The sequence below is a fragment of the Aeromicrobium sp. REDSEA-S38_B2 genome, assembly GCF_001628525.1.
Classification (GTDB): Bacteria; Actinomycetota; Actinomycetes; order Propionibacteriales; family Nocardioidaceae; genus Aeromicrobium; species Aeromicrobium erythreum.
In genome coordinates, this window is record NZ_LUNH01000020.1 from 21,523 (window position 1) to 45,364 (window position 23,842).

At 72.9% G+C, this 23,842-nt stretch carries 23 protein-coding genes and 1 pseudogene; 9 read left to right on the forward strand and 15 right to left on the reverse strand.

Translation table 11 applies throughout. The features are described 5' to 3' along the window. Positions 1–82 precede the first annotated feature (82 nt). The 3 genes from A6Q81_RS04825 to A6Q81_RS04835 form a co-directional block, all read right to left on the reverse strand. Positions 83–772, reverse strand: a complete 690-nt coding sequence (locus A6Q81_RS04825; protein WP_083516218.1) for a redox-sensing transcriptional repressor Rex — start codon at positions 770–772, stop codon at positions 83–85. Positions 773–939: 167 nt separating this feature from the next. Further along, entirely contained in the window at positions 940–1,278 is a 339-nt protein-coding gene (locus tag A6Q81_RS04830) for a glutaredoxin family protein (RefSeq protein WP_353681408.1), read from the reverse strand. Continuing rightward, on the reverse strand, positions 1,275–2,843 hold the full coding sequence (locus A6Q81_RS04835; RefSeq protein WP_067854525.1) for an AMP-binding protein: 1,569 nt from the start codon (positions 2,841–2,843) through the stop codon (positions 1,275–1,277). Before A6Q81_RS04835 ends, A6Q81_RS04830 begins: the two co-directional genes overlap by 4 nt. Positions 2,844–3,000: 157 nt before the next feature. Here A6Q81_RS04835 and A6Q81_RS04840 point away from each other — a divergent pair, with 157 nt between their 5' ends. The 3 genes from A6Q81_RS04840 to A6Q81_RS04850 all read left to right on the forward strand — a co-directional run bounded on the left by A6Q81_RS04840 (position 3,001) and on the right by A6Q81_RS04850 (position 5,881). Then, positions 3,001–3,882 carry an HAD family hydrolase gene (locus tag A6Q81_RS04840; protein WP_067854522.1) on the forward strand — a complete coding sequence of 294 codons (882 nt, stop codon included), beginning with the start codon at positions 3,001–3,003 and terminating at the stop codon, positions 3,880–3,882. 96 nt (positions 3,883–3,978) lie between these two features. Continuing rightward, on the forward strand, positions 3,979–4,677 hold the full coding sequence (locus tag A6Q81_RS04845; protein ID WP_286689722.1) for a sigma-70 family RNA polymerase sigma factor: 699 nt from the start codon (positions 3,979–3,981) through the stop codon (positions 4,675–4,677). 100 nt (positions 4,678–4,777) lie between these two features. Then, on the forward strand, positions 4,778–5,881 hold the full coding sequence (locus A6Q81_RS04850) for a DUF5667 domain-containing protein (protein WP_286689723.1): 1,104 nt from the start codon (positions 4,778–4,780) through the stop codon (positions 5,879–5,881). Between the two features lie 71 nt (positions 5,882–5,952). Here the strand turns inward: A6Q81_RS04850 and A6Q81_RS04855 are convergent, their stop codons facing one another. From A6Q81_RS04855 to proC, 6 genes are all read right to left on the reverse strand, one after another. Next, the gene (locus A6Q81_RS04855; RefSeq protein ID WP_193786276.1) at positions 5,953–7,326 is read right to left on the reverse strand and encodes a lysophospholipid acyltransferase family protein; all 1,374 of its coding nucleotides are present in this window, start codon (positions 7,324–7,326) and stop codon (positions 5,953–5,955) included. Further along, on the reverse strand, positions 7,323–8,312 hold the full coding sequence (locus A6Q81_RS04860) for an NAD-dependent epimerase/dehydratase family protein (RefSeq protein ID WP_067854513.1): 990 nt from the start codon (positions 8,310–8,312) through the stop codon (positions 7,323–7,325). Before A6Q81_RS04860 ends, A6Q81_RS04855 begins: the two co-directional genes overlap by 4 nt. A gap of 5 nt (positions 8,313–8,317) precedes the next feature. Beyond that, the gene (locus A6Q81_RS04865; RefSeq protein WP_012359487.1) at positions 8,318–8,419 is read right to left on the reverse strand and encodes a 30S ribosomal protein bS22; all 102 of its coding nucleotides are present in this window, start codon (positions 8,417–8,419) and stop codon (positions 8,318–8,320) included. A gap of 66 nt (positions 8,420–8,485) precedes the next feature. Further along, positions 8,486–8,671, reverse strand: coding sequence for a helix-turn-helix domain-containing protein (locus A6Q81_RS04870; protein WP_067861267.1), 186 nt, complete (start codon positions 8,669–8,671; stop codon positions 8,486–8,488). A 185-nt stretch (positions 8,672–8,856) separates the two neighbouring features. Beyond that, positions 8,857–10,089, reverse strand: a complete 1,233-nt coding sequence (locus tag A6Q81_RS04875) for an acetoin utilization protein AcuC (protein WP_083516215.1) — start codon at positions 10,087–10,089, stop codon at positions 8,857–8,859. Between the two features lie 9 nt (positions 10,090–10,098). After that, positions 10,099–10,956 (reverse strand): pyrroline-5-carboxylate reductase, encoded by an 858-nt coding sequence (gene proC, locus A6Q81_RS04880; RefSeq protein ID WP_083516214.1) that lies wholly within the window; start codon positions 10,954–10,956, stop codon positions 10,099–10,101. 56 nt (positions 10,957–11,012) lie between these two features. On the opposite strand from proC, the gene A6Q81_RS04885 reads away from it, so the two are divergent. Further along, positions 11,013–11,966 carry a bile acid:sodium symporter family protein gene (locus A6Q81_RS04885; RefSeq protein WP_067854510.1) on the forward strand — a complete coding sequence of 318 codons (954 nt, stop codon included), beginning with the start codon at positions 11,013–11,015 and terminating at the stop codon, positions 11,964–11,966. Positions 11,967–11,979: 13 nt separating this feature from the next. Here the strand turns inward: A6Q81_RS04885 and A6Q81_RS04890 are convergent, their stop codons facing one another. The 3 genes from A6Q81_RS04890 to A6Q81_RS04900 form a co-directional block, all read right to left on the reverse strand. Then, positions 11,980–12,627: a LysE family translocator gene (locus A6Q81_RS04890; RefSeq protein ID WP_286689724.1), complete on the reverse strand. Its 648-nt coding sequence runs from the start codon at positions 12,625–12,627 to the stop codon at positions 11,980–11,982. A 141-nt stretch (positions 12,628–12,768) separates the two neighbouring features. Continuing rightward, positions 12,769–13,554, reverse strand: a complete 786-nt coding sequence (locus A6Q81_RS04895) for a sugar phosphate isomerase/epimerase family protein (protein ID WP_286689725.1) — start codon at positions 13,552–13,554, stop codon at positions 12,769–12,771. A 2-nt stretch (positions 13,555–13,556) separates the two neighbouring features. Continuing rightward, positions 13,557–14,468 carry a Ppx/GppA family phosphatase gene (locus tag A6Q81_RS04900; protein ID WP_067854501.1) on the reverse strand — a complete coding sequence of 304 codons (912 nt, stop codon included), beginning with the start codon at positions 14,466–14,468 and terminating at the stop codon, positions 13,557–13,559. A 62-nt stretch (positions 14,469–14,530) separates the two neighbouring features. Here A6Q81_RS04900 and A6Q81_RS04905 point away from each other — a divergent pair, with 62 nt between their 5' ends. From A6Q81_RS04905 to disA, 4 genes and pseudogenes are all read left to right on the forward strand, one after another. Beyond that, a complete protein-coding gene (locus A6Q81_RS04905) occupies positions 14,531–15,289 on the forward strand; it encodes a DUF3109 family protein (protein WP_067854498.1) in 759 nt (252 codons plus the stop codon). A 79-nt stretch (positions 15,290–15,368) separates the two neighbouring features. Continuing rightward, the gene (locus A6Q81_RS04910; RefSeq protein WP_286689726.1) at positions 15,369–16,007 is read left to right on the forward strand and encodes a VOC family protein; all 639 of its coding nucleotides are present in this window, start codon (positions 15,369–15,371) and stop codon (positions 16,005–16,007) included. Between the two features lie 145 nt (positions 16,008–16,152). Next, positions 16,153–17,343, forward strand: a pseudogene (gene radA, locus A6Q81_RS04915) (DNA repair protein RadA); the annotation flags it as partial. 145 nt (positions 17,344–17,488) lie between these two features. Next, a complete protein-coding gene (disA, locus tag A6Q81_RS04920; RefSeq protein ID WP_286689727.1) occupies positions 17,489–18,556 on the forward strand; it encodes a DNA integrity scanning diadenylate cyclase DisA in 1,068 nt (355 codons plus the stop codon). A 509-nt stretch (positions 18,557–19,065) separates the two neighbouring features. Here the strand turns inward: disA and A6Q81_RS04925 are convergent. Next, positions 19,066–19,830 (reverse strand): hypothetical protein, encoded by a 765-nt coding sequence (locus A6Q81_RS04925; protein WP_286689728.1) that lies wholly within the window; start codon positions 19,828–19,830, stop codon positions 19,066–19,068. A 47-nt stretch (positions 19,831–19,877) separates the two neighbouring features. On the opposite strand from A6Q81_RS04925, the gene A6Q81_RS04930 reads away from it, so the two are divergent. Then, positions 19,878–20,777: an iron-sulfur binding domain-containing protein gene (locus tag A6Q81_RS04930; RefSeq protein WP_286689729.1), complete on the forward strand. Its 900-nt coding sequence runs from the start codon at positions 19,878–19,880 to the stop codon at positions 20,775–20,777. Positions 20,778–20,803: 26 nt separating this feature from the next. Here the strand turns inward: A6Q81_RS04930 and A6Q81_RS04935 are convergent, their stop codons facing one another. Beyond that, positions 20,804–21,037: a hypothetical protein gene (locus A6Q81_RS04935; protein ID WP_286689730.1), complete on the reverse strand. Its 234-nt coding sequence runs from the start codon at positions 21,035–21,037 to the stop codon at positions 20,804–20,806. Between the two features lie 106 nt (positions 21,038–21,143). After that, positions 21,144–23,657: an ATP-dependent Clp protease ATP-binding subunit gene (locus A6Q81_RS04940; protein ID WP_253026947.1), complete on the reverse strand. Its 2,514-nt coding sequence runs from the start codon at positions 23,655–23,657 to the stop codon at positions 21,144–21,146. Between the last annotated feature and the right edge of the window lie 185 nt (positions 23,658–23,842).

Below are 23,842 nucleotides of genomic sequence, written 5' to 3' on the forward strand. Positions count from 1 at the left end.
AGAGCACGGTACGGACGTGCCGGCACGAGGTGCCCATCGTTCGCGCCCCCGCAAGCGGGAGGTGCCCCCAGCTGGCGCTCGCTCATGCCGTCTCCGCCTTCCGCTGCTCGTGGTACGCGAGGATCTGCAGCTCGACCGAGAGGTCGACCTTGCGCACCTGCACGTGGGGCGGCACCTGCAGCACGGCAGGTGCGAAGTTGAGGATGCTCGTGACACCGGCGGCGACGAGCCGGTCGGCGACCTCCTGCGCGGCCTCGCCGGGCACCGCGACCACGGCGATCGCGATGGCGTGCTCCGCGACGACGGCGTCGAGCACGTCGAGCGGACGCACCTCGACGTCGCCGACCGTGCTGCCCACGCGGGACGGGTCGGTGTCGAGGACGGCCGCCACGCGGATGCCGCGCGGCGCGAAGCCGCCGTAGGTCGAGAGGGCCGAGCCGAGGTTGCCGGCGCCGACGATGACGACGTCCCACGTCTGCGTCTGCCCGAGGCCCCGCGCGATCTGGTACTGCAGGTACTCGACGTCGTAGCCGACTCCGCGGGTGCCGTAGGAGCCGAGGTGGGAGAGGTCCTTGCGCACCTTCGCGGGGTTCACGCCCGCGGCCTCGGCCAGCTCGACCGACGAGCAGGTCGCGGCACCCGCGTCGGCGAACGTCTGCAGCACCCGCAGGTACAGCGGCAGGCGGGCGAGCGTCGCGTCAGGGACGTCGCGGGTCGCCGATGCCGCCGCGGGATCGGGGGTCCCGGTCGGGGTCTCGCGCAGAAGGGTCACGGTGCTCCATCGCGCCGCAAAGGATTCACCCGACGTGGGCGGGCAGCGCACGGATCAGTTTACGAGCTTGTGAACGACGGAACAAAATCGACGACGGGGGTGGGTGGGATTCCTCACACGGGCCGTGGTAGGGCGACGCCGCTCCTCACCGCCCCACTCGCTCGTGCTCAGCGTGCAGGGCGGTCGAGTGCCGCGACCAGCCGGGCCGGCGTCACGCGGAAGAAGTCGTGCTGACGGCCGTCGACGAACACCACCGGCACCATCGCGTGGAAGAGGCGCACGAGCTCGGGGTCGGTGTCGACGTCGACCCGTGCCCAGTCGCTGCCCTGCTCGGCGCAGACCCGCTCGACCTCCGCCTCGGCCGCCTCGCACAGGTGGCAGCCGGCGCGGCTGTACACGACCACCCGGGCGTCGTGAGCGTGCGGCACGGCAGGGGCGTGCCCGGCGGAACCGGGGGCCGACGGCACGTCGTCGGACGCCCCGGCGCGGCGACGGAACAGGCTCATCGGGCCTGGAGGCCGAGGTCCTGGCTGCGCGCCAGCGCCCGCAGCCGACCCTTGGCGACCTTGCCGGTGGCGGAGTGCGGCAGCCCCTCGACCACGACGACCTGGCGCGGCTGCTTGAACCGGGCCAGTCGCGTGGAGCAGTGCTCCAGCACCCGGGCCTCGAGACCGTCCGTGGCTGCACCGTCCCCGGCGACGACGAACGCCACGACCGCCTCGCCGGTCTGCTCGTCCGGGAGACCGACGACCGCCACCTCGGCGACGTCGTCGAGCTCGGCGACCACGAGCTCGACCTCGGCCGGGTAGACGTTGAAACCCGACACGATCACGAGCTCACGGACCCGGTCGACCAGCGTGAGGTCGCCGGTGTCGTCGAGGTAGCCGATGTCGCCCGTCGGGTACCAGCCGTCGTCGCGCGGACCGTCGGACCCGTCGGGCCAGTAGCCGGAGAAGAGGTTGCGTCCGCGCACCCACACCTCGGCCGGGTCACCGGGCTCGGCGTCCTGCCCGCTGGTGTCGACGAGGCGCAGCTCGACGCCCGGCAGCGGACGTCCGACGGAGCCGGGCCGCGGGGGCACGCCGTCCGGGCGGCCCGACGCGAGCGTCGCGGTGATGACGGGGGCGGTCTCGGTGAGCCCGTAGCCCTGCTCGACGACGTGCCCCGACGACGCCGCGAACTCCGCGGCGAGCTCGGGGTCGAGCGTGGAGGCACCGCTCAGCACGTGCTTGACGCCGGCGAGGTGCTCGCGCAGGTCGGCGCGGCCCGCCCACGCGGCGACCACCGGCGGGGCGAGGGCCACGTTCGTGACCCCCTCGTCGCGGATCGTGCGCAACAGGCCGGCCGGGTCGAAGCCGTCGACCATGACGACCCGCGCGCCCTGCCGCACAGCTTGGCCGAGCACGGCGTTCAGCCCGTAGATGTGGAACATGGGCAGCAGCCCGAGCACGACGTCGTCGGGCGTGACGATCGGCGGCTCGACCGCTGCGGTCTGCTCGATGTTGGCGAGCAGGGCACGGTGCGTCAGGATCGCGCCCCGCGGCTTGCCGCTCGTGCCCGACGTGTAGAGCACGACCGCCGGCGCCTCCTCGTCGCGGGGCGCGGCCGGCTCCACGTCGGGGGCGTCGCGCAGGAGACGGTCGAACGCGACCTCGCCCTCGCGTGGCGAAGTGCCGTCGACGACGACGAGGACGTCGAGGTCGGCCACCGCGGCACGCACCTGCTCCACGGCGCTCTCGTCGCACAGCACGACCCGCGCGCCGGAGTCGGCCAGCATGCGGCCGATCTCGCGCTCGGTCGAGCGCGGGTTGACGGGGACGGCGACCATCCCGCCGCGCAGGATCCCGAAGTAGGCGACGGCGAGGTCGATCCGGTTGGCCATCACGAGCGCGACGCGGTGCCCGGCGCGCAGGCCGACGCCGCTCAGCGCGCGGGACGCGGCGTCGACGTCGGCGTCGAGCTGTGCCCACGTCCGCTCCTGCCGTCCGCCGCGGTGCTCGACGAGGGCCACGGCCTCGGGCGAGCGTCGCGCGGCGGCGCTGACCAGCGCGGACACGTTCGAGGAGGTCACGACGCGAGTCAACCACAGAGGGCCAGCCCGCCGCGCCCCTCTCCCACCCCCTTCCGGTCCCCCCGTTTCGTGGACCTTGCGCCGGTTTCGGCGCCGGATTCCGTCATCAGGTCCGCAAAACGCGGGGAAGGGACGGGGAACCCGATAGGTTCGGGTCATGTCCAGCCAGCGGGTCCCCCGGCCGGGGCCGAACCTGCGGTCGCGGTCGGTGCTCGCCGGCCAGGCTGCGGCGGCCGCGAGCGAGGTCGAGCACTGGCTCGCCCCCGATCCCGACCCCGACGCCGCGGCGTTCTTCGACGTCGACAACACGATCATGCAGGGCGCGTCGATCTACCACTTCGCGCGCGGGCTGCACCAGCGCGACTTCTTCACCACGGGCGACATCGTCAAGGCCGCGTGGCAGCAGGTCTACTTCCGCCTGGCCGGCGTCGAGGACCCGGAGCACATCGCGAAGGCCCGCTCCTCGGCGCTCGCGTTCATCGCGGGCCACGACGTGTCCGAGCTGGAGGAGATCGGCGAGCAGATCTTCGACGAGCACATGGCGCACAAGATCTGGCCCGGCACCCGCGCGCTGGCCCAGCAGCACCTCGACGCCGGGCAGCGGGTCTGGCTCGTGACCGCCGCGCCCATCGAGATCGCGGCGGTCATCGCCCGACGCCTCGGCCTCACGGGCGCCCTCGGCACCGTGGCCGAGCACGTCGACGGCACCTACACCGGCGAGCTGGTCGGTGAGCTGCTGCACGGCGAGGGCAAGGCCGTCGCCGTGCGCGCGATCGCCGAGCGCGAGGGCCTCGACCTCGAGCGCTGCTACGCCTACTCCGACTCCAGCAACGACCTGCCGATGCTCTCGCTGGTGGGCCACCCCTGTGCGATCAACCCCGACCCCCGGCTGCGCGCGCACGCGAAGGCGCAGGGCTGGGACGTGCGCGACTACCGCACCGGGCGCAAGGTCGCGCTCGCCGGCACGCGCGCCGCCGGCGTGGCCGTCGCGGGAGCCGCCGCCTGGCAGGCGGTCCGGACGCTGCGTCGGTCGCGCTGACCTGCACCGGCGTCGTGTTGGCCGGCTCGTTACCTGAGAACTCCTGACAGGAACCTCCTCAGGTGCTTAAGATCGTCCAGATCTTCGGGAGGGATCATGGAGGGTTGGACGGGAGCACTGCGCGCCGCGCTGCGGCTCGCCCTGCTGACGCCTGACGACCTGCGCCTGGCCATGGCGCTGGCCGAGCCGGCACCCGCGTCGCACGCGGCGTTCTCCAGCGGCCCCGTGGATCCCGACGGCGACCCTGAGGCCCTGCGGCTGCGCGCCCTCGTCGACCTCGCCCGCGAGGGCGACGTCGACGCCTTCGGCCAGCTCTACGACCACTACGTCACCGGCATCTACCGGTTCATCTACTACCGCGTCGGCTCCCAGACCCTGGCCGAGGACCTCACCAGCGAGACGTTCGTGCGCGGGCTGCGGGCCATCCAGCGGTTCAGCTGGCAGGGCAAGGACTTCGGCGCCTGGCTCACGACGATCGCCCGCAACCTGGTGGTCGACCACTTCAAGTCCGGTCGTGCGCGGCTGGAGATCGTCTCCGACGACGTGCCGGAGGGCCCGCAGAGCGCTCCGAGCACCGAGGACGACGTGATGGCGCTGCTCTCCAACGAGATGCTGTTCGCCGCCGTGGCCGAGCTGCCGACGGAGCAGCGCGAGTGCGTCCTCATGCGCTTCATCCAGGGCCTGAGCATCGCCCAGACCGCCGCCGCGCTCGGGCGCACCGAGGGTGCGATCAAGCAGCTGCAGCTGCGCGCCGTGCGCAACCTCGCGAAGAAGATGCCCGAGGACGCACGATGAGTCCGAGATTCCTCGCGCGCACCGCGTCACGTTCCCGTAACCCGCACGTCTTCATGGTCGTTGGACCTCGTACCACCACGACCACAGACAGGACGACGCGATGATCCGCCGACCGGGCCGCGACGACGCCCAGGACTTCCACGACGCGTGGGAGTCCGGTGCGCACGGCACGGGCCAGGTCGCCGAGCTCGTCCGCACCGCGCAGACCCTGCGCGCGTCGGCCACCGTCGCACCCCGCCCCGAGTTCGCCTCGGCGCTGCGCGAGCGTCTGATGACCGAGGGCCAGACCGTCCTCGTCCCTGCTCCTGGCGCCTCCCGTCGCACCGCCGACGCGGCTGCCGGCGCACCGGCCGCCGCCCCGTCGCGTGCACGGCGCCGGCTCGCCACCGCCGCGGTCGCAGCCGTGTCGTCCCTCGGCGTCGTAGGCCTCGTGGCCGGCAGCGCCTCGGCCCTCCCGGGCGACGTGCTCTACCCGGTCAAGCGGACGGTCGAGGACGTCGAGCTCGCCCTGCACCGCTCCGACGAGGCGCGCGGCACCCAGCGCCTCGAGCTCGCGACCGAGCGGCTGCGCGAGGTCCGCGCCGTGATCGCCGACGGCTCGCCCGCTGCGCGCGGGCAGGTGCCCGCCCTGCTCGACGAGTTCAGCACGCAGGCCGAGCAGGGCTCGGCCTCGCTGTTCGACGCCTACGACACCGACGGCTCGACGGCCTCCATCGAGACCGTCAACGACTTCGCCGCCGCGTCCGCGGTCGACCTCACGACCATCGCCGCCGACGTGCCCGCCGACGCGTCGGAGTCGTTCTCCGCTGCGGCCGCTGCGGTCACCGACCTCGCCGGACAGGCCGGCCGGCTCTGCGCCAGCTGCGGCACCGCCGACCTCGGCTCGCTGGTCGGCGTCGTCCGCTCGGTGCTCGCCCCGGCCGACTCCGACTCGGGGTCGCGACGCGAGGCCTCGGCTGGCCGCTCCTCCGCCGCGCCGTCGCCGTCGACGGCTGGTGGCTCCGCCGCTCCGTCGACGATCACCCCGTCCACCACTCCGCCGCTCGTGCAGGTGCCGACCGTGCCCGCGCCGTCGCCCACCGCGACGCCGCGCAAGGGCCTCGGCACCGTCACCGACCCGCTGCTGGGCGGTCTGCTGGGCGACGACGACCAGGAGGGCCTCGTGCCCGGCCTGCTCGGCGGTCTGCTCGGCCCCAAGAAGTAGCACGCGCCACGTCGTCGTCGGCCCGGCGCGGCACGGGTGTGCCGTGACCGCCCGAGCATCACGGGCTCTGCTCAGAAGAAGGCGTTGCCTCGCTCGACGAGCAGCTGGTAGAGCGTCTGCTGGATCGTCTCGCGCACCTGGTCGGTGACGTTGAACAGCAGCATCGGGTCGTCGGCCGCGTCGGGCTCGTAGGCGTCGGTGCGGATCGGCTCGCCGAACTCGATGATCCACTTGCTGGGCAGCGGGATCATGCCGAGCGGTCCGAGCAGCGGGAAGAACGGCGTGATGGGCAGGTACGGCAGCCCCAGGAGCCGCGCCAACGACGGCACGTTGCCGACCAGCGGGTAGATCTCCTCGGCGCCGACGATCGAGACGGGCACGATCGGGACCTGGGCCCGCAACGCCGACGACACGAACCCGCCGCGGCCGAAGCGCTGCAGCTTGTACCGCTCGGCGAAGGGCTTGCCGATGCCCTTGAAGCCCTCGGGCCACACGCCGGCGATCTCGCCGGAGCCCAGCAGACGCTCGGCGTCCTGCGTGCAGGCGAGCGTGGCGCCGGCACGTCGCGCGACCTGGCCGACGAACGGCAGGGCGAACACGAGGTCGGCACCCAGCGGACGCAGGTCGCGACCCCCGTGGCGCTTGACCGCGTAGCCCGTCATCAGTCCGTCGATCGGCACGGTGCCGGAGTGGTTGGCCACGAGCAGCGCGCCGCCCTCGCTCGGGATGTTCTCCGCACCGCGGACCTCGAGCCGGAACCACTTCTCCGCGATGGGCTCGAACGCGGCCGTGAGGACCTCGGCGAGCTGCGGGTCGAAGCCGAAGTCGTCGACCTCGAAGTCGCCCGAGAGCCGCTTGCGCAGCGCCGCGACCGCGACGGCCAGCCGGTGCTCCCAGTCGCTGCCGAGGATCCGCTGCGCCGCCTGGACGACCGCCACGAGCACCTCCTCGACGGGCAGGCCCGGCAGGGTGGCTCGACCCGACGCCGTGCGCGTCTCGCGGGCGGCCTCCTCGGCCGCGGCCGCCGCAGCAGCGGCGGCGTCCTCCTCCGTGACGGCTCGCAGGTGCGGTGTCGCGTCGGGCCCCGAGGCGCTCGTCGACCGCCGAGGCCGCGACGGCGAGCCGCTCGCGGTCGACGTCGAGGCCTTGGGGCGACCCGCGCCGCTCTTCTTCGCCCCCGTCGTGTTCGCCGCAGTCTTGCGGGGCTTCTCGCGCGCCGGTGTGGTCGGCTCGACCGTGGGCGTGGTGGGGGTCTCGGGCTTGGCCGTGCGGGCGGGCTTGGTGGTGCTGCTCTCGGTCGTCGCCGACGCCGCAGCCTTTCGGACGGGCTTGCGCGGCGCGGCCTTGCCGCCGGCGAGTGACCGCGCGCCGGACGACGGTGAACCCCCGCGGGTGCCCCGGCCCGCGGCGCCGTCGGTGCCGATGGTGCGACGTTCGTCGTTCATCCGTGACCTCCCAGACGTGCCAGGACCCCGGGTCGCTGCGCGGCCCGGAACTCCTCGAACACCTCCTCGGTGGTGGCCGTCGGCTCGTACCCGAAGATGTCGCGCAGGGCGGAGATGTCGACGGCCCGACCGTGCATGAGCAGACGGTGCAGGTCGGGCGAGATCTCCCCGCCCATGCTGCGCACGACCCGTGCGGCGGCGGCACCGAAGCCGATCGCCGGCAGCGGGACGGTGGGCTTGCCGAGGCGTCGGGCGATCTGCGACAGCAGCAGGACACCGGGCCCGGCCGCGTTGAAGGTGCCCGGACGATCCTTCGTCACCGCCTCGGCGATGATCTCCAGGGTGTCGTGCAGCGACAGGAACTGCAGGCGCGGGTCGAACCCGAGCACCGACGGCAGCAGCGGGTTGCGCAGGTAGCTGTGCAACGGGCTCTCGATCTGCGGGTGCAGGGTCTGCGCGGCGCGCAGCGTCGTGATGAGGATCTCGGGGCGACGTCGGCTGAAGCCACGCACGTACGACTCGGCCTCGACGACGTCCTTCGGGAACCCGGTGCGGACGCCGCCGCGGGCGGAGTCGGACTCGCGGAACAGCGCGGGGTCGCGCGAGGAGGAGCCGTAGACGGCCGCGGACGAGCCGACGACCAGCTTGGAGACGGTCGCGGACCGCTGGCACGCGGCGAGCAGCTGCATCGTGCCGATGACGTTGCGCTCCTTGACGCCGCCACCACCGCCGAAGCGGTGGCTCGCGGGGGCGAGGTCGAGGTGGACGACGGTGTCGACGTCCTCGACGGCGATGACCTTGGCCACCACCGGGGTGCGGATGTCGGCGCGGACGAACTTGACGCCGCCGAGGTCACCGACGGGGGGACGCAGGTCGATCCCGACCACCCGGTCGATGCCGGCGGACGCGCCGAGCTCGGCCAGGTGTCGCGAGACGCGCGACGCGAGGGTCCCGGAGACCCCCGTGACGAGGACGACCCGCCCCATGGGGCCTACTTGCCGAGCTTGCGGCGCTGGACGCGGGTGCGCTTGAGCATCTTGCGGTGCTTCTTCTTCGACATCCGCTTACGACGCTTCTTGATGACTGAACCCACGAAACAAACCTCTACTCGGTGCGGTACTGGCGGAGGACCAGCCTACGCGACGGTGGACGGACCGACTCAGCCGGCCTCGTAGAACGACTTCTGGAGGTACTCGCGCACCGCCTGCTCGGGCACGCGGAAGCTCCGGCCCACGCGCAGGGCCTCCAGCTCGCCGTTGTGGACGAGCCGGTACACGGTCATCTTGGAGACGCGCATCTGCGCAGCAACCTCCGCGACGGTCAGGAAGGTCGTTCCTGCAGTCATGGTCCTCACCTCTTCCAGGGCACCGCGCACCCCCGGCTTCCCCTCCGGGAGTCGGCGCGGCTCGTGCTCGCAGCGTAGTGCCTCCTGGGGCTCCAGGGATAGCCGAGACGGAACGAGTTCCACGAGACCCGTGTGATCGGGACGTCCGGCCCGGGTCCAGGACCGGGTGGACGTGCCCCCGATGGTCAGAGGTGCGGGTCGAGACCGAGCAGCGGGAAGGTGTCGGTGCGTGCCGCGAGGATGTTGCGGTCGAGCCAGCTGGCCGGGTCGTAGCCCATCTCCCAGGCGCGGAACGAGGCCGAGCGTCCGTCGGTCATCCGCTGCGGCGCGCGCACGCCCCGCAGCCGCTCGACGTGGTCGCGCCAGCCCTGCGAGGTGGCGGCCTCCGGGTCGACGTCGTGGTCGGCGACGATGCCCAGCAGGTGCGTCCACGCCCGCGGCACGACCTCGGTCACGGCGTAGCCTCCGCCACCGGTGGCGACCCACCGGCCGCCGCACACCTCGCGCGCGAGGTCGCGGATGGCGAGGTACGACGCGCGCTGGCCGTCGACGCTGAGCATGAGGTTGGTGAGCGGGTCGTCCATGTGGGAGTCGCAGCCGTGCTGGCTGATGATGATCTCCGGGCCGAACTCGCGGATCACGTCGGGCACGACGGCGTGGAACGCGCGCAGCCAGCCGGCGTCGGACGTGCCGGGCGGCAGCGGGACGTTGACCGCCGTGCCCTCGGCCCCCTCCGCGCCCGTCTCCGTCGACCAGCCGGTGCCGGGGAACAGCGACTGCGGGCCCTCGTGGATCGAGATCGTGAGCACCCGCGGGTCGTCGTAGAACATCGCCTGGACGCCGTCGCCGTGGTGCGCGTCGACGTCGAGGTAGACGACCTTCTGCGCACCCTGGGCCAGCAGCCAGGCGATGCCGACGCCGAGGTCGTTGTAGATGCAGAAGCCGCTCGCCGAGCCGGGCATGGCGTGGTGCAGGCCGCCCGAGACGTTGACGGCGTGCGTGTTCTGCCCGGTCCACACGCGCCGTACGGCCTCGAGCGTGGCGCCGGCGATCAGCGCGCTGGCGTCGTGCATGCCGCCGAAGACGGGGTTGTCCTCGGTGCCCAGCCCGACGCTGGGGTCGGCGTGGGTGGGGTGCACCGACAGCTTGCGCACCTTCTCGACGTAGACGGGCGTGTGCACGGTGCAGAGCTGCTCGTCGGTGGCCGGCTCGGCACCGACGACCTCGAGGTGGTCGAGCACGCCGAGCTCGCCCGCGAGCACCATCGTCAGGTCGACGCGCACCGGCGCCATCGGGTGCGCGGCTCCGAAGTCGTAGCCGGTGAGACGGTCGTCGAAGACGAGGCAGGGCCCCCCTGTGGCCTGGCCAGGGGTCTGCTCCGCCTCGTCGGCGGGTCCGTGCGGGGCGCGGTCCGGCATGGTCGAAGCCTACGACCCCGACAGCTCGGCCGAGCGTCGCGCCGCCGCCCGCACGCCCGCGCGCAGGCCCTCGTCGACCCCGTGCTCGTCGAAGGTGGTGATCGCGGCGTGCGTCGTCCCGTTCGGCGACGTGACCCGACGCCGCAGCTCCGCGGGCTCGTCGTCGGAGTCGGCGAGCAGCGCCGCAGCGCCGCGCAGCGTCTGCTCCGTCAGCGTGCGCGCCGTCTCGCGGTCGAGCCCGGCGTCGACGCCGGCGTCGATCATCGCCTCCGCCAGGTAGAACACGTAGGCCGGGCCCGAGCCGGAGACGGCCGTGACGGCGTCCTGCTGCTCCTCGGGCACGACCGCCACGCGGCCACCGGTCTCCAGCAACGCCACGACCGCGGCCAGCCGCTCCTCGTCGCACGCGCGTCCGGGCGAGACGCCGAACATCCCCTCCCCGACCACCGCAGGAGTGTTCGGCATCGCGCGGACCACGGCGACGCCGTCGGCCAGGGCGTCCTCGTAGGCGGCGATGCGCACGCCCGCCGCGAGGGAGAGCACGGTGGCCGCAGGGTCGACGTGGGGGGCGACGTCCTGCACGATCGCCGCGACGTCCTGCGGCTTGACGACCACGAGCACGACGGCGGCGCGCTGGACGGCCGTGGCGGGGTCGGTGGTCTGCACGCCGTAGCGGGCGCGCAGGTCGGCGGCGCGCTCCTCGACCTTCTCGCTCACGACGAGGTCGCCGGGACGTCGGCCCGACGCGACGAACGCCGACAGCAGCGTCTCGCCCATCACCCCGCCGCCCAGGATGGCGATGCGGTCGGGGTCGGTACCGCCGGAGTGGGGGCCACCGGTCTGGAGGTCCGTCGTCGTGCCGCTCATGGCGCCACCCTAGGCCGCGCAGCGGTCGCCGCCGGGCGCGGGCGTACCGTCGGGCCGTGCGCCGCATCGACCCGTTCCTCGTGCTCCTGCTCGGCGCCGCGGCCCTCGGCTCGTTCCTGCCGGCCACGGGCACGACGTTCGAGGTCGTGCGCACGGTCTCGACCGTCGGCATCGGGCTGCTCTTCTTCCTCTACGGCGCACGCCTCTCGACGGCCGAGACGGTACGCAACCTGAAGCACTGGCGGCTCCAGCTGAGCATCCTCAGCATCACGTTCGTGGTGTTCCCGGTGCTCGGTCTCGGCACGCGGCTGCTCCCGGACTCCTGGCTCGCACCGCAGCTCGCCGCGGGGCTGCTGCTGCTCACCCTGGTGCCGTCGACCGTGCAGGGCTGCGTGGTCTACACGCGGCTCGCGGGCGGCAACGTCGCGGCGGCGGTCGTCAGCGCGTCGACGTCGAACCTGCTGGGCGTGCTCCTGACGCCGCTGCTCGTCGCGCTCCTGATGGGCGGCGAGGCACGTGTCGACGCCGGGTCGGTGCTGCGCATCGTGCTCCAGCTGCTGGCCCCCTTCGCGCTCGGGCAGCTGCTGCGTCCGCTCGTGGGGGCGTGGGTCGAGCGCCACGACAAGGGCCTGAAGCGCTTCGACCGGTCGACCATCCTGCTGATCGTCTACGTCGCGTTCAGCGAGGGCACCGAGGCCGGGATCTGGTCGGCCGTCCCGCTGCACGACTTCGCGGTCGTGGCCGTGCTGGCGGCTGCCCTCCTCGCCCTGGGGCTCGCGTGGTGCACCGCGTGGGGCCGGCTGGTCGGGTTCGACCGCGGCGACCGGGTGGCGCTCCTGTTCTGCGGGAGCAACAAGAGCCTCGCGAGCGGGCTGCCGATGGCCACGGTGCTCTTCCCGAGCGACGTCGTGGCCTTCGTGGTGCTGCCGCTGATGATCTACCACCAGATGCAGCTCGTGGTCGGCTCGGTGCTGGCCGGACGGCTCGGGAGGTCGGCGCCGGCGGCCTAGGTCGAGCGGGTCCCTACTTCCGGTGACCCGTCACGGCGAGGGCGACGCTGAGCCCGACCATCGATGCTCCACCCAGGGCGCCGACGGCCTCGCCGCGGCGGGGCGAGCGGGCGAACCAGCCGCGCAGCGCACTGGCCACGACCGCCCACACACCGTCGCTGACCAGGCCGATCGCGAAGGCGACGAGTCCGAGCAGCAGCATCTGCACCGGCACGTGGCCCGCGCCGCGGTCGACGAACTGCGGCAGCACGGCGGCGAAGATCATGAAGGCCTTCGGGTTGGTGAGCCCCACCACGAACCCCTGGCGCAGGGCCGTCGGCAGCGACAGCGGGGCGCGGGTCGCGGTGCCGTCGACGTCGGTCATCGAGAGCTGCTTGCGGTGGCGGACGGCCTGCACGCCGAGCCACACCAGGTAGGCCGCACCGGCCAGCTTGACGACGGTGAACGCCAGGATGGACCGCTCCAGCAGCACCGACAGGCCCGCGGTCACGAGCAGCACGATGACGAGCAGGCCGAGCGAGTTCCCGAGGACGGTCACGAGCGCGACCGCGCGACCGTAGGCGAGGGCGCGACCGATGACGAACACGACGCTCGGGCCCGGGATCGCGATGAGGACGAGCGCGGCGACGCCGAAGGCGAGCAGCTGGTCGACGGTGATCATGCCCGCATCCTGCCCGACGGGCCGCCCACCCCACACCCCTTTTTCCGCCCCCTCCCGCTGAGCGTGACGTTTCGGGGGTGGGATCGACCGATCCACCCCGCAGACGTCACACCCAGCGGCGGTGAGGGCGGGGGTCGTGGGTCAGCGGGCGGCGTGCTCGCGGGCGAACGCGAGCGCCTCGAGCAGGTCGGCCTCGCGCTCCTGCAGGTCGGCCGCCTTGCGGGTGCTGACCTCGACCACGACCTCGCCCGAGAACGACGAGGCCGCCACCTCGTGCAGGAACTCCGCGCACGGCTGCGTGCCCCGGCCGGGAACCAGGTGCTCGTCCTTCGGCGATCCCGTGCTGTCGGCGAGGTGCACGTGCGCGAGCCGCTCCCCCAGCTCGCGGGCCATCGCGACGGGGTCGTCGGCCGCGGTGGCGCTGTGGGACAGGTCGAGCGTGACGTGCGCGTACTCCTCGCCGACGGGGTTCCAGTCGGGCAGGTAGGCGTGGAACTCCCGCTTGCCGGTGCGCCAGGGGTACATGTTCTCGACGGCGAACACCAGCCCGTGCTCGTCCTCGAGCTCCGCGATGCCCTCGACGAAGCCCTTCGCGTACTCGCGCTGCCACCGGAACGGCGGGTGCACGACGACGACCGACGCGCCGACCGTGTGCGCCATCTCGGCGCTGCGCTGCAGCTTGCCCCAGGGGTCGGTGCCCCAGACCCGCTGCGTGAGCAGGAGCGTCGGCGCGTGGACCGAGACGACCGGCACCTCGTGGAACTGCGACAGCGCCAGGCACGCCTCGGCGTCGGTGCTGACCTCGTCGATGCCGACCATCACCTCGACGCCGTCGTAGCCGAGCCGCGAGGCCGCCTCGAAGCCGCTCGCCGTCGTGCCCGGGTAGACCGAGGACGTCGAGAGGGAGACGCGGAGGGGGGCGGCCATGCTCAGAGGTGCGCCAGGTGCTCGAGGAGCACGCCCTCGCGCAGCGCCCACGGGCAGATCTCGAGCTCGTCGACGCCGAACAGGTCCATGGCCGCCTCCGCCACCACGGCCCCGGCGACCATCTGGTGGGCGCGGTCGTGGGAGACGCCCGGCAGCTGCGCGATCTCCTCGACGTCGAGGTGCACGATCTCCGAGATCAGCGGACGCAGGTCGGAGCGGCGCAGCACGCGGCGCACGTACTGGCCCTCGCTCGACGACGCCGCGCCGCACATGCGCGCGAGCGAGCGGAACGTCTTGCTCGTGGCGACCGCTCGGTCGAAGTGGCCGCCGCGCAGTAGCGGGCCCGCGACGTCGGCGATGACCGAGCGTGCGTGCAGCCGCAGCTCCTCGTGCGTGCGGCCGGTGTCGAGCCAGTCGCGGGTGAGCCGTCCGGCGCCGAGGGGCACCGATCGCGCGACCGTGGGCTCCTCGTCGGCGCCCACGGCGAGCTCGAGCGAGCCGCCGCCGATGTCGAACACGCCGAGCCTGCCGGCGGACCAGCCGAACCAGCGACGCACCGCGAGGAACGTCAGGCGGGCCTCGTCCTCGCCGGGCAGCACCCGCAGGTCGACGCCCGTGGCGGCGTGGACGGCGGCCAGGACGGCGTCGGCGTTGTCGGCGTCGCGCACGGCGGACGTCGCGAAGGCGACGATGCTGGAGCAGCCGCGCTCGAGCGCCTCCGCCTTCGCCTCGCCCACGTACTTGACGAGGCGGGCGACGCCGTCGTCGGTGACGCAGTTGTCGTCACCGAGCTGCTCGGCCAGACGCAGCGGCTCCTTGAAGGAGTAGGCCGGCAGCGGGGGTCCGCCGCGGTACGCGTCGACGATGAGCAGGTGCCCGGTGTTCGACCCGATGTCGAGGACGCCCATGCGCATGCGTCCATCCTCCCACGCCGCCCGTCGGGCCGGGCTCCCCCGGCGGTTCGTAGAGTGGAGGCATGCCTGAGGTCGACCTGGGACTCCCGCGGACGTGGGTCGAGTTCGCGAACCCGGACGACGTCGACGAGGTGTTCCGCTGCGACCTGACGTGGTTGACGTCGCGCTGGACGTGCATCTTCGGCGCCGGCTGCGCGGGCATCTACGCGAGCAGCCCCGACGCCGGCTGCTGCACCCTCGGCGCGCACTTCGCCGACGCCGACGACGAGACGCGGGTGGCCGACGCCGTCGAGCGCCTGACGCCCGAGCGCTGGTACCGCCACCCCGACGGCCCGCAGCCCCTGCAGGGGGCCTGGACCGAGGTCGACGACGACGGCGACCGCAAGACGCGGGCCCTCGACGGCGCGTGCGTCTTCCACAACCCCCGCGGCTTCGCGGGCGGATACGGCTGCGCGCTGCACGGCCTGGCGCTCGAGGAGGGCGTCGAGCCGCTCACCCTCAAGCCCGACGTGTGCTGGCAGCTGCCGCTGCGCCGCCAGTTCCGCGACGTCGAGCGCGGCGACGGCACCAGCTACTCGGAGGTGCAGATCGGTGAGTACGTCCGCGCGGGCTGGGGCCCGGGCGGACACGACCTCGACTGGTACTGCTCGTCGAACACCGAGGCGCACGTGGGCCAGGAGCCGGTCTACGTCAGCAACCGCGCCGAGCTCGTCGCGCTCATGGGCGAGGCCGGCTACGCCGAGCTCGAGCGCCAGTGCGAGGACCACCTCGCATCGGGCGCCCCGAACGTCCACCCCGCGACCGCGGCGGCCCGCAGGTGAGACCACGATGACGGCCCCGCACCTCGCCCTGGTGGACCCCGGTCGTCGGGAGACGTGGGCCGTCTGGCAAGAATGGCCCATGCACCTCGACCACCTCTCGTACGCCGCCGGCCCCGCCGGCCTCGACGCCACCGTGGCCGAGCTCTCCGCGGCTCTCGGCGCGACGTTCCTCGACGGCGGCGCGCACCCGCGCTTCGGCACCCGCAACATGGTGCTCCCGCTCCGCAACCGCCAGTACGTGGAGGTCGTGGAGGTCCTCGACCACCCCGCCGCCGACAAGGCCGCGTTCGGACAGGTCGTCCGGCAGCGCTCGGAGGCCGGTGGTGGCTGGATGGCCTGGTGCGTGTCGGTCGACGACATGACCGAGGTGGAGCGGCGCATCGGCCGCCACGCGGTGCCCGGCAACCGACGTCGCCCCGACGGCTTCAACCTGGAGTGGCGCCAGATCGGCACGAGCGGCATGAAGGCCGACCCGCAGCTGCCGTACGTCACGTGCTGGGACGTGCCGCCGGAGGAGCACCCGTCGCAGATGGCACCCTCGGAGATCGCGCTCACCGCCATCGAGATGGCCGGCTCGCCCCACCGCCTGTCCGACTGGCTCGGCGAGCCCGCCGTGGACGCGCTCGAGGAGATCGCGGTCGAGTGGGTCGCGCCGCACGGCCTGCCCGGCATCATGAGCGTCTCCTTCGAGACGCCCGGCGGCGTCGTCCGCGTCTGAGCCCCGCCCCCCCCGGCGGTAGGTCACGCGCGTCGAGCCGCCCCGATGACGCGCGTAGGCGACCGCCGGACGGCATTCAGCGCCTCACCTACCGCCTGGGGAGGGAACGGCTCCGCTGTCGGACGTCGCACCTAGGGTGGGACGCATGCCCACCGCGAAGGCGCCGAAGGTCGCCAAGCCCGTCTACGCCTGCGCCGAGTGCGGCTGGACCACCAGCAAGTGGGTGGGCCGGTGCGGGGAGTGCCAGGCCTGGGGCACCGTCGACGTCGCGTCGCCGGCGGCACGCGCCGGCCGCACCGCGCCGGCCGCCACCGTCACCCCGGCGCGCCCCATCACGCAGGTCGAGGTCGAGTCGTCGCGGGCCGTCTCCTCGGGCATCGGCGAGCTCGACCGCGTCCTCGGCGGCGGCGTCACGCCCGGCGGCGTGCTACTCCTGGCCGGCGAGCCGGGGGTCGGAAAGTCCACGCTGCTGCTCGAGCTCGCCGCCCGTTGGGCGCGGCAGGGCCGGCGCACCCTCTACGTCTCGGGCGAGGAGTCGGCCGGCCAGGTGCGGCTGCGTGCCGAGCGCACCGGCGCGGTCCACGACGAGCTGTACCTCGCCGCCGAGACCGACCTCGGCGCGCTGCTCACCCACGTCGAGCAGGTGCGACCGAGCCTGCTGGTGGTCGACTCCGTGCAGACCATCGGCTCGGCCGACGTCGACGGCGTCCCCGGCGGCGTCACCCAGGTGCGCGAGGTCGCGTCCGCGGTCATCCAGCGCGCGAAGAGCGAGGGCATCGCGACCCTGCTCGTCGGCCACGTCACGAAGGACGGCGCCGTCGCCGGGCCCCGCGTCCTGGAGCACCTCGTCGACGTCGTCCTGCAGTTCGAGGGCGACCGCGCGTCGCGCCTGAGGCTCCTGCGGGCGGTGAAGAACCGCTTCGGTCCCGTCGACGAGATCGGCTGCTTCGACCTCGCCGACTCGGGTCTGGTCGAGGTGCCCGACCCGACGGGCCTGTTCGTCAGCCGGCACGAGCAGCCCGTGCCCGGCACCTGCGTCACCGTCACGATGGAGGGCCGGCGGCCGCTGCTCGCGGAGGTGCAGGCGCTGGCCGTCGAGACCAACGCGCCGTCGCCGCGGCGCACCTCCAGCGGCCTCGACTCCTCGCGCGTGGCCATGATCCTCGCCGTGCTCACCCGACACTGCGGCGTCAACCTCTCGCGCCACGACGTCTACACCGCCTCCGTCGGCGGTGCGCGTCTCGTCGAGCCGTCCGTCGACCTCGCAGTCCTGGTCGCCGCAGCCTCCGCCCAGGCCGACCGGGTCGCACCCGCGGGCCTCGTCGTCCTGGGCGAGGTCGGGCTCGCCGGTGAGGTGCGGCCCGTGCGGCACACCGCCGAGCGGCTGCGCGAGGCCGTGGTCGACGCCTGCTGGCCCTGCCGAGCGCCCGCGGACGCGGCGAGCCGTCCTGAACCTGGACCCTCCCCCTACACTGTCGCCCGTGGCCCCTCGACCAGACCTGCGCACCGTCCTCGCGGCGATCGCGCCCGGCACCTCGCTGCGCGAGGGCCTCGAGCGCATCCTGCGCGGCCGTACCGGCGCGCTCATCGTGCTCGGCCAGGACAAGGTCGTCGAGGCGGTCAGCACAGGCGGGTTCGCGCTCGACGTGCCCTTCACGGCCACGGGTCTGCGCGAGCTGGCCAAGATGGACGGCGCGATCATCCTCGACTCCGGCGCGCAGCGGATCCTGCAGGCCGCCGTGCACCTCATGCCCGACCCGTCGATCCCGACCGACGAGTCCGGCACCCGGCACCGCACCGCCGACCGGGTCGCCCGGCAGACCGGCCTGCCGGTCATCTCCGTGTCGGCGTCGATGCACATCATCGCCCTCTACCTCGACGGCACCCGCCACGTGCTCGAGGACGCCGGCGCCATCATCGGTCGCGCCAACCAGGCCATCGCCACCCTCGAGCGGTACCGCAGCCGCCTCGACGAGGTGTCCGACGCGCTGTCGGCGCTGGAGATCGAGGACCTCGTCACGGTCCGCGACGTCGCGGCCGTCGCGCAGCGCCTGGAGATGGTCAGCCGGATCGCCGCGGAGATCGACCAGTACGTGCTCGAGCTCGGCACCGACGGTCGTCTGCTCGCGCTGCAGCTGGAGGAGCTGATCAGCGGGGTCGACGCCGAGCGCGAGCTCGTCATCCGCGACTACATGCCGTCGGGGCGTCGGGGCCGGGCGGTCAGCACCGTCCTGCAGGACCTCGCCGAGATCGACTCCACCGAGCTCGTCGACCTCACGAGCGTGGCGACGGCGCTGCGCATCGGCGCCGGCGACTCCCTCGACCACCCGCTCGCACCGCGCGGCTACCGGCTGCTCGCCCGCGTGCCCCGACTGCCGCAGACGGTCATCGACCGCCTCATCGACCACTTCGGCACGCTGCAGAAGCTGCTGGCGGCCAGCATCGACGACCTGCAGACCGTCGAGGGCGTCGGCGACCTGCGCGCCCGCGGGGTCCGCGACGGCCTGTCGCGTCTCGCGGAGTCCAGCATCCTCGAGCGCTACGTCTGACGTTCGACGTCTGACGCTGACGTCGGACCGGCTTGCGCTCGGGGCGCGGGTCGGGTCCCGCGGCTGCCGTCGTCGCGACTCGCCCGTGCGCTGCCGCAGGGGGTCTGGGCTCTCTGGTGCGCTGCCTCGGCCTTCGCTGGGGGTGGCCTCCGAAAGGGCCTCGACCGGGCAGCTGGCGGCGGCGCTGGTCCGGGGTCTCGGGCTGCGGGTTCGTGCTGGGGATGGACGCTAGATTCTGCGTTCGTGCACCGGGGTCCGACGCTTCTGCCTTTGCTACGTGATCCCGTCGCGAACGCAGAAGCGTTCGACCTCGCGCACGATCCACCGCCCGGACGCGCCACCGCAGAACTCCGGCCCGAGACAGCAGAAGCGAAGAATCGTGCAACACACGGGAGCCCCGACCAGGCCCCGAGAGCCGGAGCCACCTCCAGGCCCGCTGCCGGTCGAAGCCCTTTCGGAGACCGGACACCGCGCCAGCCGCACCGGCCCAGGCACGCGGAGGGCCCGACTCAGTCCCGGCTCGGCGACGCGCTCGGAGTGGGGCTGGCCGAGGCGGACGGCTTCGCCGACGGCTTTGTCGACGCGCTCGCGCTGGGCGTCGGGGAGGCGCTGGGTCGGGGCTTGGGCTTCGGCTGGACGAGCTTGAAGGTCGTCGCGCCCGGCTCGCCACCGAGCGTGCCGATGCGCAACGTGTAGGTGCCCGGCGACGCCCAGCCCTCGCGCGGCGAGCAGGCGGGGCCGGAGCCGCGGCCCGACCACCGCGCCGACGCCGCCGTCGCCCACCCGGGGCTGAGCGCCACCGACTCGTCGAGCAGAGCGGTTTTGCAGACCGTGGAGTCCCACACGGCGGTGTCGCCGCTCTTGATCACGGCGATGAGGTCGGTGTCGCCCGGGTCGAGCGTGCAGCCCTTCTTGGCGGTAGTCGAGATGAGCAGCTCGACGCGCACCGCCTGCCGCGCCGACTGGTCCTCCGGCACCGTCGGCGTCATGCGCACCGACTCCGGCGTGCAGGCCGTGCTGGTGGCCGTCAGGGTCACCTGGGCGTCGCTCTGGGCCGCCCGCGAGGGGGTCGGGCTGGGCGACGGGGACGACGACGCCGTCGCGCTCGTCGAGGGGCTCGGGGAGGGCGCCGCGGCGGGACGGGCGTCGTCGGAGCCGCCGGGCCACAGCGTCACCACGAGCCAGACCACGAGCAGCACGACGGCGAGGAGGAGGAAGCGACGACGCCAGTAGACCGCCCGCGGCAACGGACGGCGGGTCGGTCGCGTGCTCACGCTCCGAGGGTAGTTCGCGTGGACGCGCGTGCGAGGATCGACGCGCCATGCCGACCCCGTCCGCTCCCCTCCCCGACGACCTCGCCGGACTTCACGACGCCGTCGTCGGCTGGTTCGACGATCACGCCCGCGACCTGCCCTGGCGCGGGACGTCCGAGGTGCTCCCCGACCCGTGGCCGGTGCTCGTGTCGGAGCTGATGCTGCAGCAGACCCCGGTCGTGCGGGTGCTGCCGGTCTTCGAGGCGTGGATGGAGCGCTGGCCGACACCCGCCGACCTCGCCGCGGAGCCGTCGAGCGAGGCCGTGCGGGCGTGGGGCCGGCTCGGCTATCCACGGCGCGCGCTGCGCCTCCACGCGGCCGCGGTCGCGATCACGGCCGAGCACGGCGGACGGGTCCCCGGCGACCACGCCGCGCTGCTGTCGCTGCCCGGTGTCGGCGAGTACACGGCCGCCGCGGTCGCGTCGTTCGCGTTCGGCCAGCGGCACGCCGTGATGGACACGAACGTCCGACGCGTGCTGGCGCGGGTCGTCCTCGGTCAGGCGTACCCGTCGACGTCGATCACGGCCGCGGAGCGACGGCTGGCGCAGGCGCTGCTGCCCGCCGACGACGCCCACCGGTGGGCGGCCGCGACGATGGAGCTCGGCGCCCTCGTGTGCACCGCCCGAGCCCCCCGCTGCGACGTCTGCCCCGTCGCCGACCGCTGCCGCTGGCTCGCGCTCGGCCGCCCCGACCACGACGGTCCCCCACGCCGCGGCCAGGCGTGGGCCGGCACCGACCGCCAGTGCCGCGGCCGCCTCCTCGCAGTGCTGCGCGACGCGACCGACCCGGTGCCGAAGGCTGCGCTCGACGCGGTCTGGGACGACGCCGCGCAGCGCGAGCGCTGCCTCGACGCGCTCCTCGACGAAGGCCTCGCCCAGGTCCACGCCGATGGGACCTTCACCCTCTAGTCGCCCGTATCGGAGCGAGGGAGGGACTACTCCGTCGTGCGGGAGCGGCGGGGCTTCGGGGAGGAGCGGTAGTCGGCGATCTCGTTCCAGCTCTCCTGGGAGATCGGGCAGTCCTGCTCGGCGTCGACGAAGCCCGACGTCGGGCCGTTCTCGGAGGTGCAGACGGCCTTCGGCTCGCCCGGCTGGAGGGCGAAGGCGAGGACGCCGAGAAGGATCAGGACCGCGCCGACGACCAGGAGGTTGCGTGCCTTGGGGCTCATGCTGAGAAGACTGTCCTGGTTTGCTCGTCGCGTCCAGTCGAACGACGAAGGCCCACCACCCGTCGGGGTGGTGGGCCTCGTCTGACGCGCGGACTGCGCGTGCTGGCTACTCGGAGGTGCCGGCCTCGACCGCGAGCGGGTCGTGGCCCTCGGTCAGCTCCAGGTCGGCCTTGGGCGTGCCGCGGAAGGTGAATACCGCGTCCACACCCTCACCCTCCACGTCGACCAGGACGATCTCGCCGGCGCGCAGCTCACCGAAGAGGAGCTTCTCGGCGAGGGTGTCCTCGATCTCGCGCTGGATGGTGCGCCGCAGCGGGCGCGCACCGAGCACGGGGTCGAAGCCACGACGGGCGAGCAGGTCCTTGGCTGCGGGCGTGAGCTCGATGCCCATGTCCTTGTCCTTCAGACGGGTCTCCAGGTTGCCGACCATGAGGTCGACCATCTGGATGATCTCGTCCTGCGTCAGCGGCGGGAACACGACGATCTCGTCGACACGGTTCAGGAACTCCGGACGGAAGTGCTGCTTGAGCTCCTCCGAGACCTTCGCCTTCATCCGGTCGTACGAGCCGACCGTGTTGCCGGCGTCGGCGAAGCCGAGCGAGACGCCCTTGCCGATGTCACGCGACCCCAGGTTCGTGGTCATGATGATCACGGTGTTCTTGAAGTCGACGACGCGGCCCTGGGAGTCGGTCAGGCGACCTTCCTCCAGGATCTGCAGCAGCGAGTTGAAGATGTCCGGGTGGGCCTTCTCGACCTCGTCGAACAGCACCACGCTGAAGGGCTTGCGGCGCACCTTCTCGGTGAGCTGGCCGCCCTCCTCGTACCCGACGTAGCCGGGAGGCGCACCGAACAGCCGCGCCACCGTGTGCTTCTCGCTGTACTCGCTCATGTCGAGCTGGATCAGCGCGTCGTCGTCGCCGAACAGGAAGTTCGCGAGCGCCTTGGAGAGCCACGTCTTGCCGACACCCGAGGGGCCGGCGAAGATGAACGACCCGCCCGGACGGCGCGGGTCCTTCAGGCCCGCCCGCGTGCGACGGATGGCCCGGCTGAGCGCCTTGATGGCCTCGTTCTGGCCGATGACGCGCTTGCCGAGCTCGGCCTCCATGTTGAGCAGACGGCCGGACTCCTCCTCGGTCAGCTTGACGATCGGGATGCCGGTGGCGAGCGCCAGGACCTCGGCGACGAGCTCCTCGTCGACGACGGCCACGACGTCCATGTCGCCGGCCTTCCAGGCCTTCTCACGGTCGGCCTTGGCGAGGATGAGCTTCTTCTCCTCGTCGCGCAGGGAGGCAGCGGCCTCGAAGTCCTGCGCGTCGATGGCGCCCTCCTTGCGGCGGCGGACGTCGGCGATCTTCTCGTCGAACTCCTTGAGGTCCGGCGGAGCCGTCATCCGGCGGATGCGCAACCGCGAGCCCGCCTCGTCGATGAGGTCGATCGCCTTGTCCGGCAGGAACCGGTCGGAGACGTAGCGGTCGGCCAGGGTGGCCGCCGCGACCAGCGCGTCGTCGGTGATGGTGACGCGGTGGTGCGCCTCGTAGCGGTCGCGCAGGCCCTTGAGCATGTCGATCGTGTGCGCGATCGACGGCTCCGGCACCTGGATGGGCTGGAACCGGCGCTCGAGCGCCGCGTCCTTCTCGAAGTGCTTGCGGAACTCATCGAGCGTGGTGGCGCCGATGGTCTGCAGCTCACCGCGGGCCAGCATCGGCTTGAGGATGCTGGCGGCGTCGATCGCGCCCTCGGCGGCACCGGCACCGACGAGCGTGTGGATCTCGTCGATGAACAGGATGATGTCGCCGCGGGTGCGGATCTCTTTGAGCACCTTCTTCAGGCGCTCCTCGAAGTCGCCGCGGTAGCGCGAGCCGGCGACGAGCGCACCGAGGTCGAGCGTGTAGATCTGCTTGTCCTTGAGCGTCTCGGGGACGTCGCCCTTGACGATGTCCTGGGCGAGGCCCTCGACGACCGTCGTCTTGCCGACGCCGGGCTCGCCGATCAGCACCGGGTTGTTCTTGGTGCGACGGCTGAGGACCTGCATGACGCGCTCGATCTGGTTCTCACGACCGATGACCGGGTCGAGCTTGCCCTCGCGGGCGGCCTGCGTGAGGTTGCGACCGAACTGGTCGAGCACGGCGGAGGTGCTGGGCGCGGCCTCGGCGGGGGCGCCGGAGGTCTCGGCCTCCTTGCCCTGGAAGCCGGAGACCAGCTGGATGACCTGCTGGCGGACGCGGTTGAGGTCGGCGCCGAGCTTCACGAGGACCTGGGCGGCGACGCCCTCGCCCTCGCGGATCAGGCCGAGGAGGATGTGCTCGGTGCCGATGTAGTTGTGGCCGAGCTGGAGCGCCTCGCGCAGGCTGAGCTCGAGGACCTTCTTGGCCCGCGGCGTGAACGGGATGTGCCCGCTCGGCGCCTGCTGGCCCTGGCCGATGATGTCCTCGACCTGCCCGCGGACGGCCTCGAGCGAGATGTCGAGGCTCTCCAGGGCCTTGGCGGCGACGCCCTCACCCTCGTGGATGAGGCCGAGGAGGATGTGCTCCGTGCCGATGTAGTTGTGGCTGAGCATGCGCGCCTCTTCTTGGGCGAGCACGACGACGCGACGGGCGCGGTCGGTGAACCTCTCGAACATGTGGCCCCCTTGATCGGGTGTGTTCTCTTCAGTCTAGGTGCGGCCGCCTCGCCGCACTGCGCGACGTCCACGTACGTCACACAACTGGAACACGGGGTGCGCTGTTCCGTTGTTCACCCTGGGCGTAACTGGCCTCGTGCCGGGTCGTTCGACGGACGTGCGAGGGGCCCGCGTCGCAGTGGCAG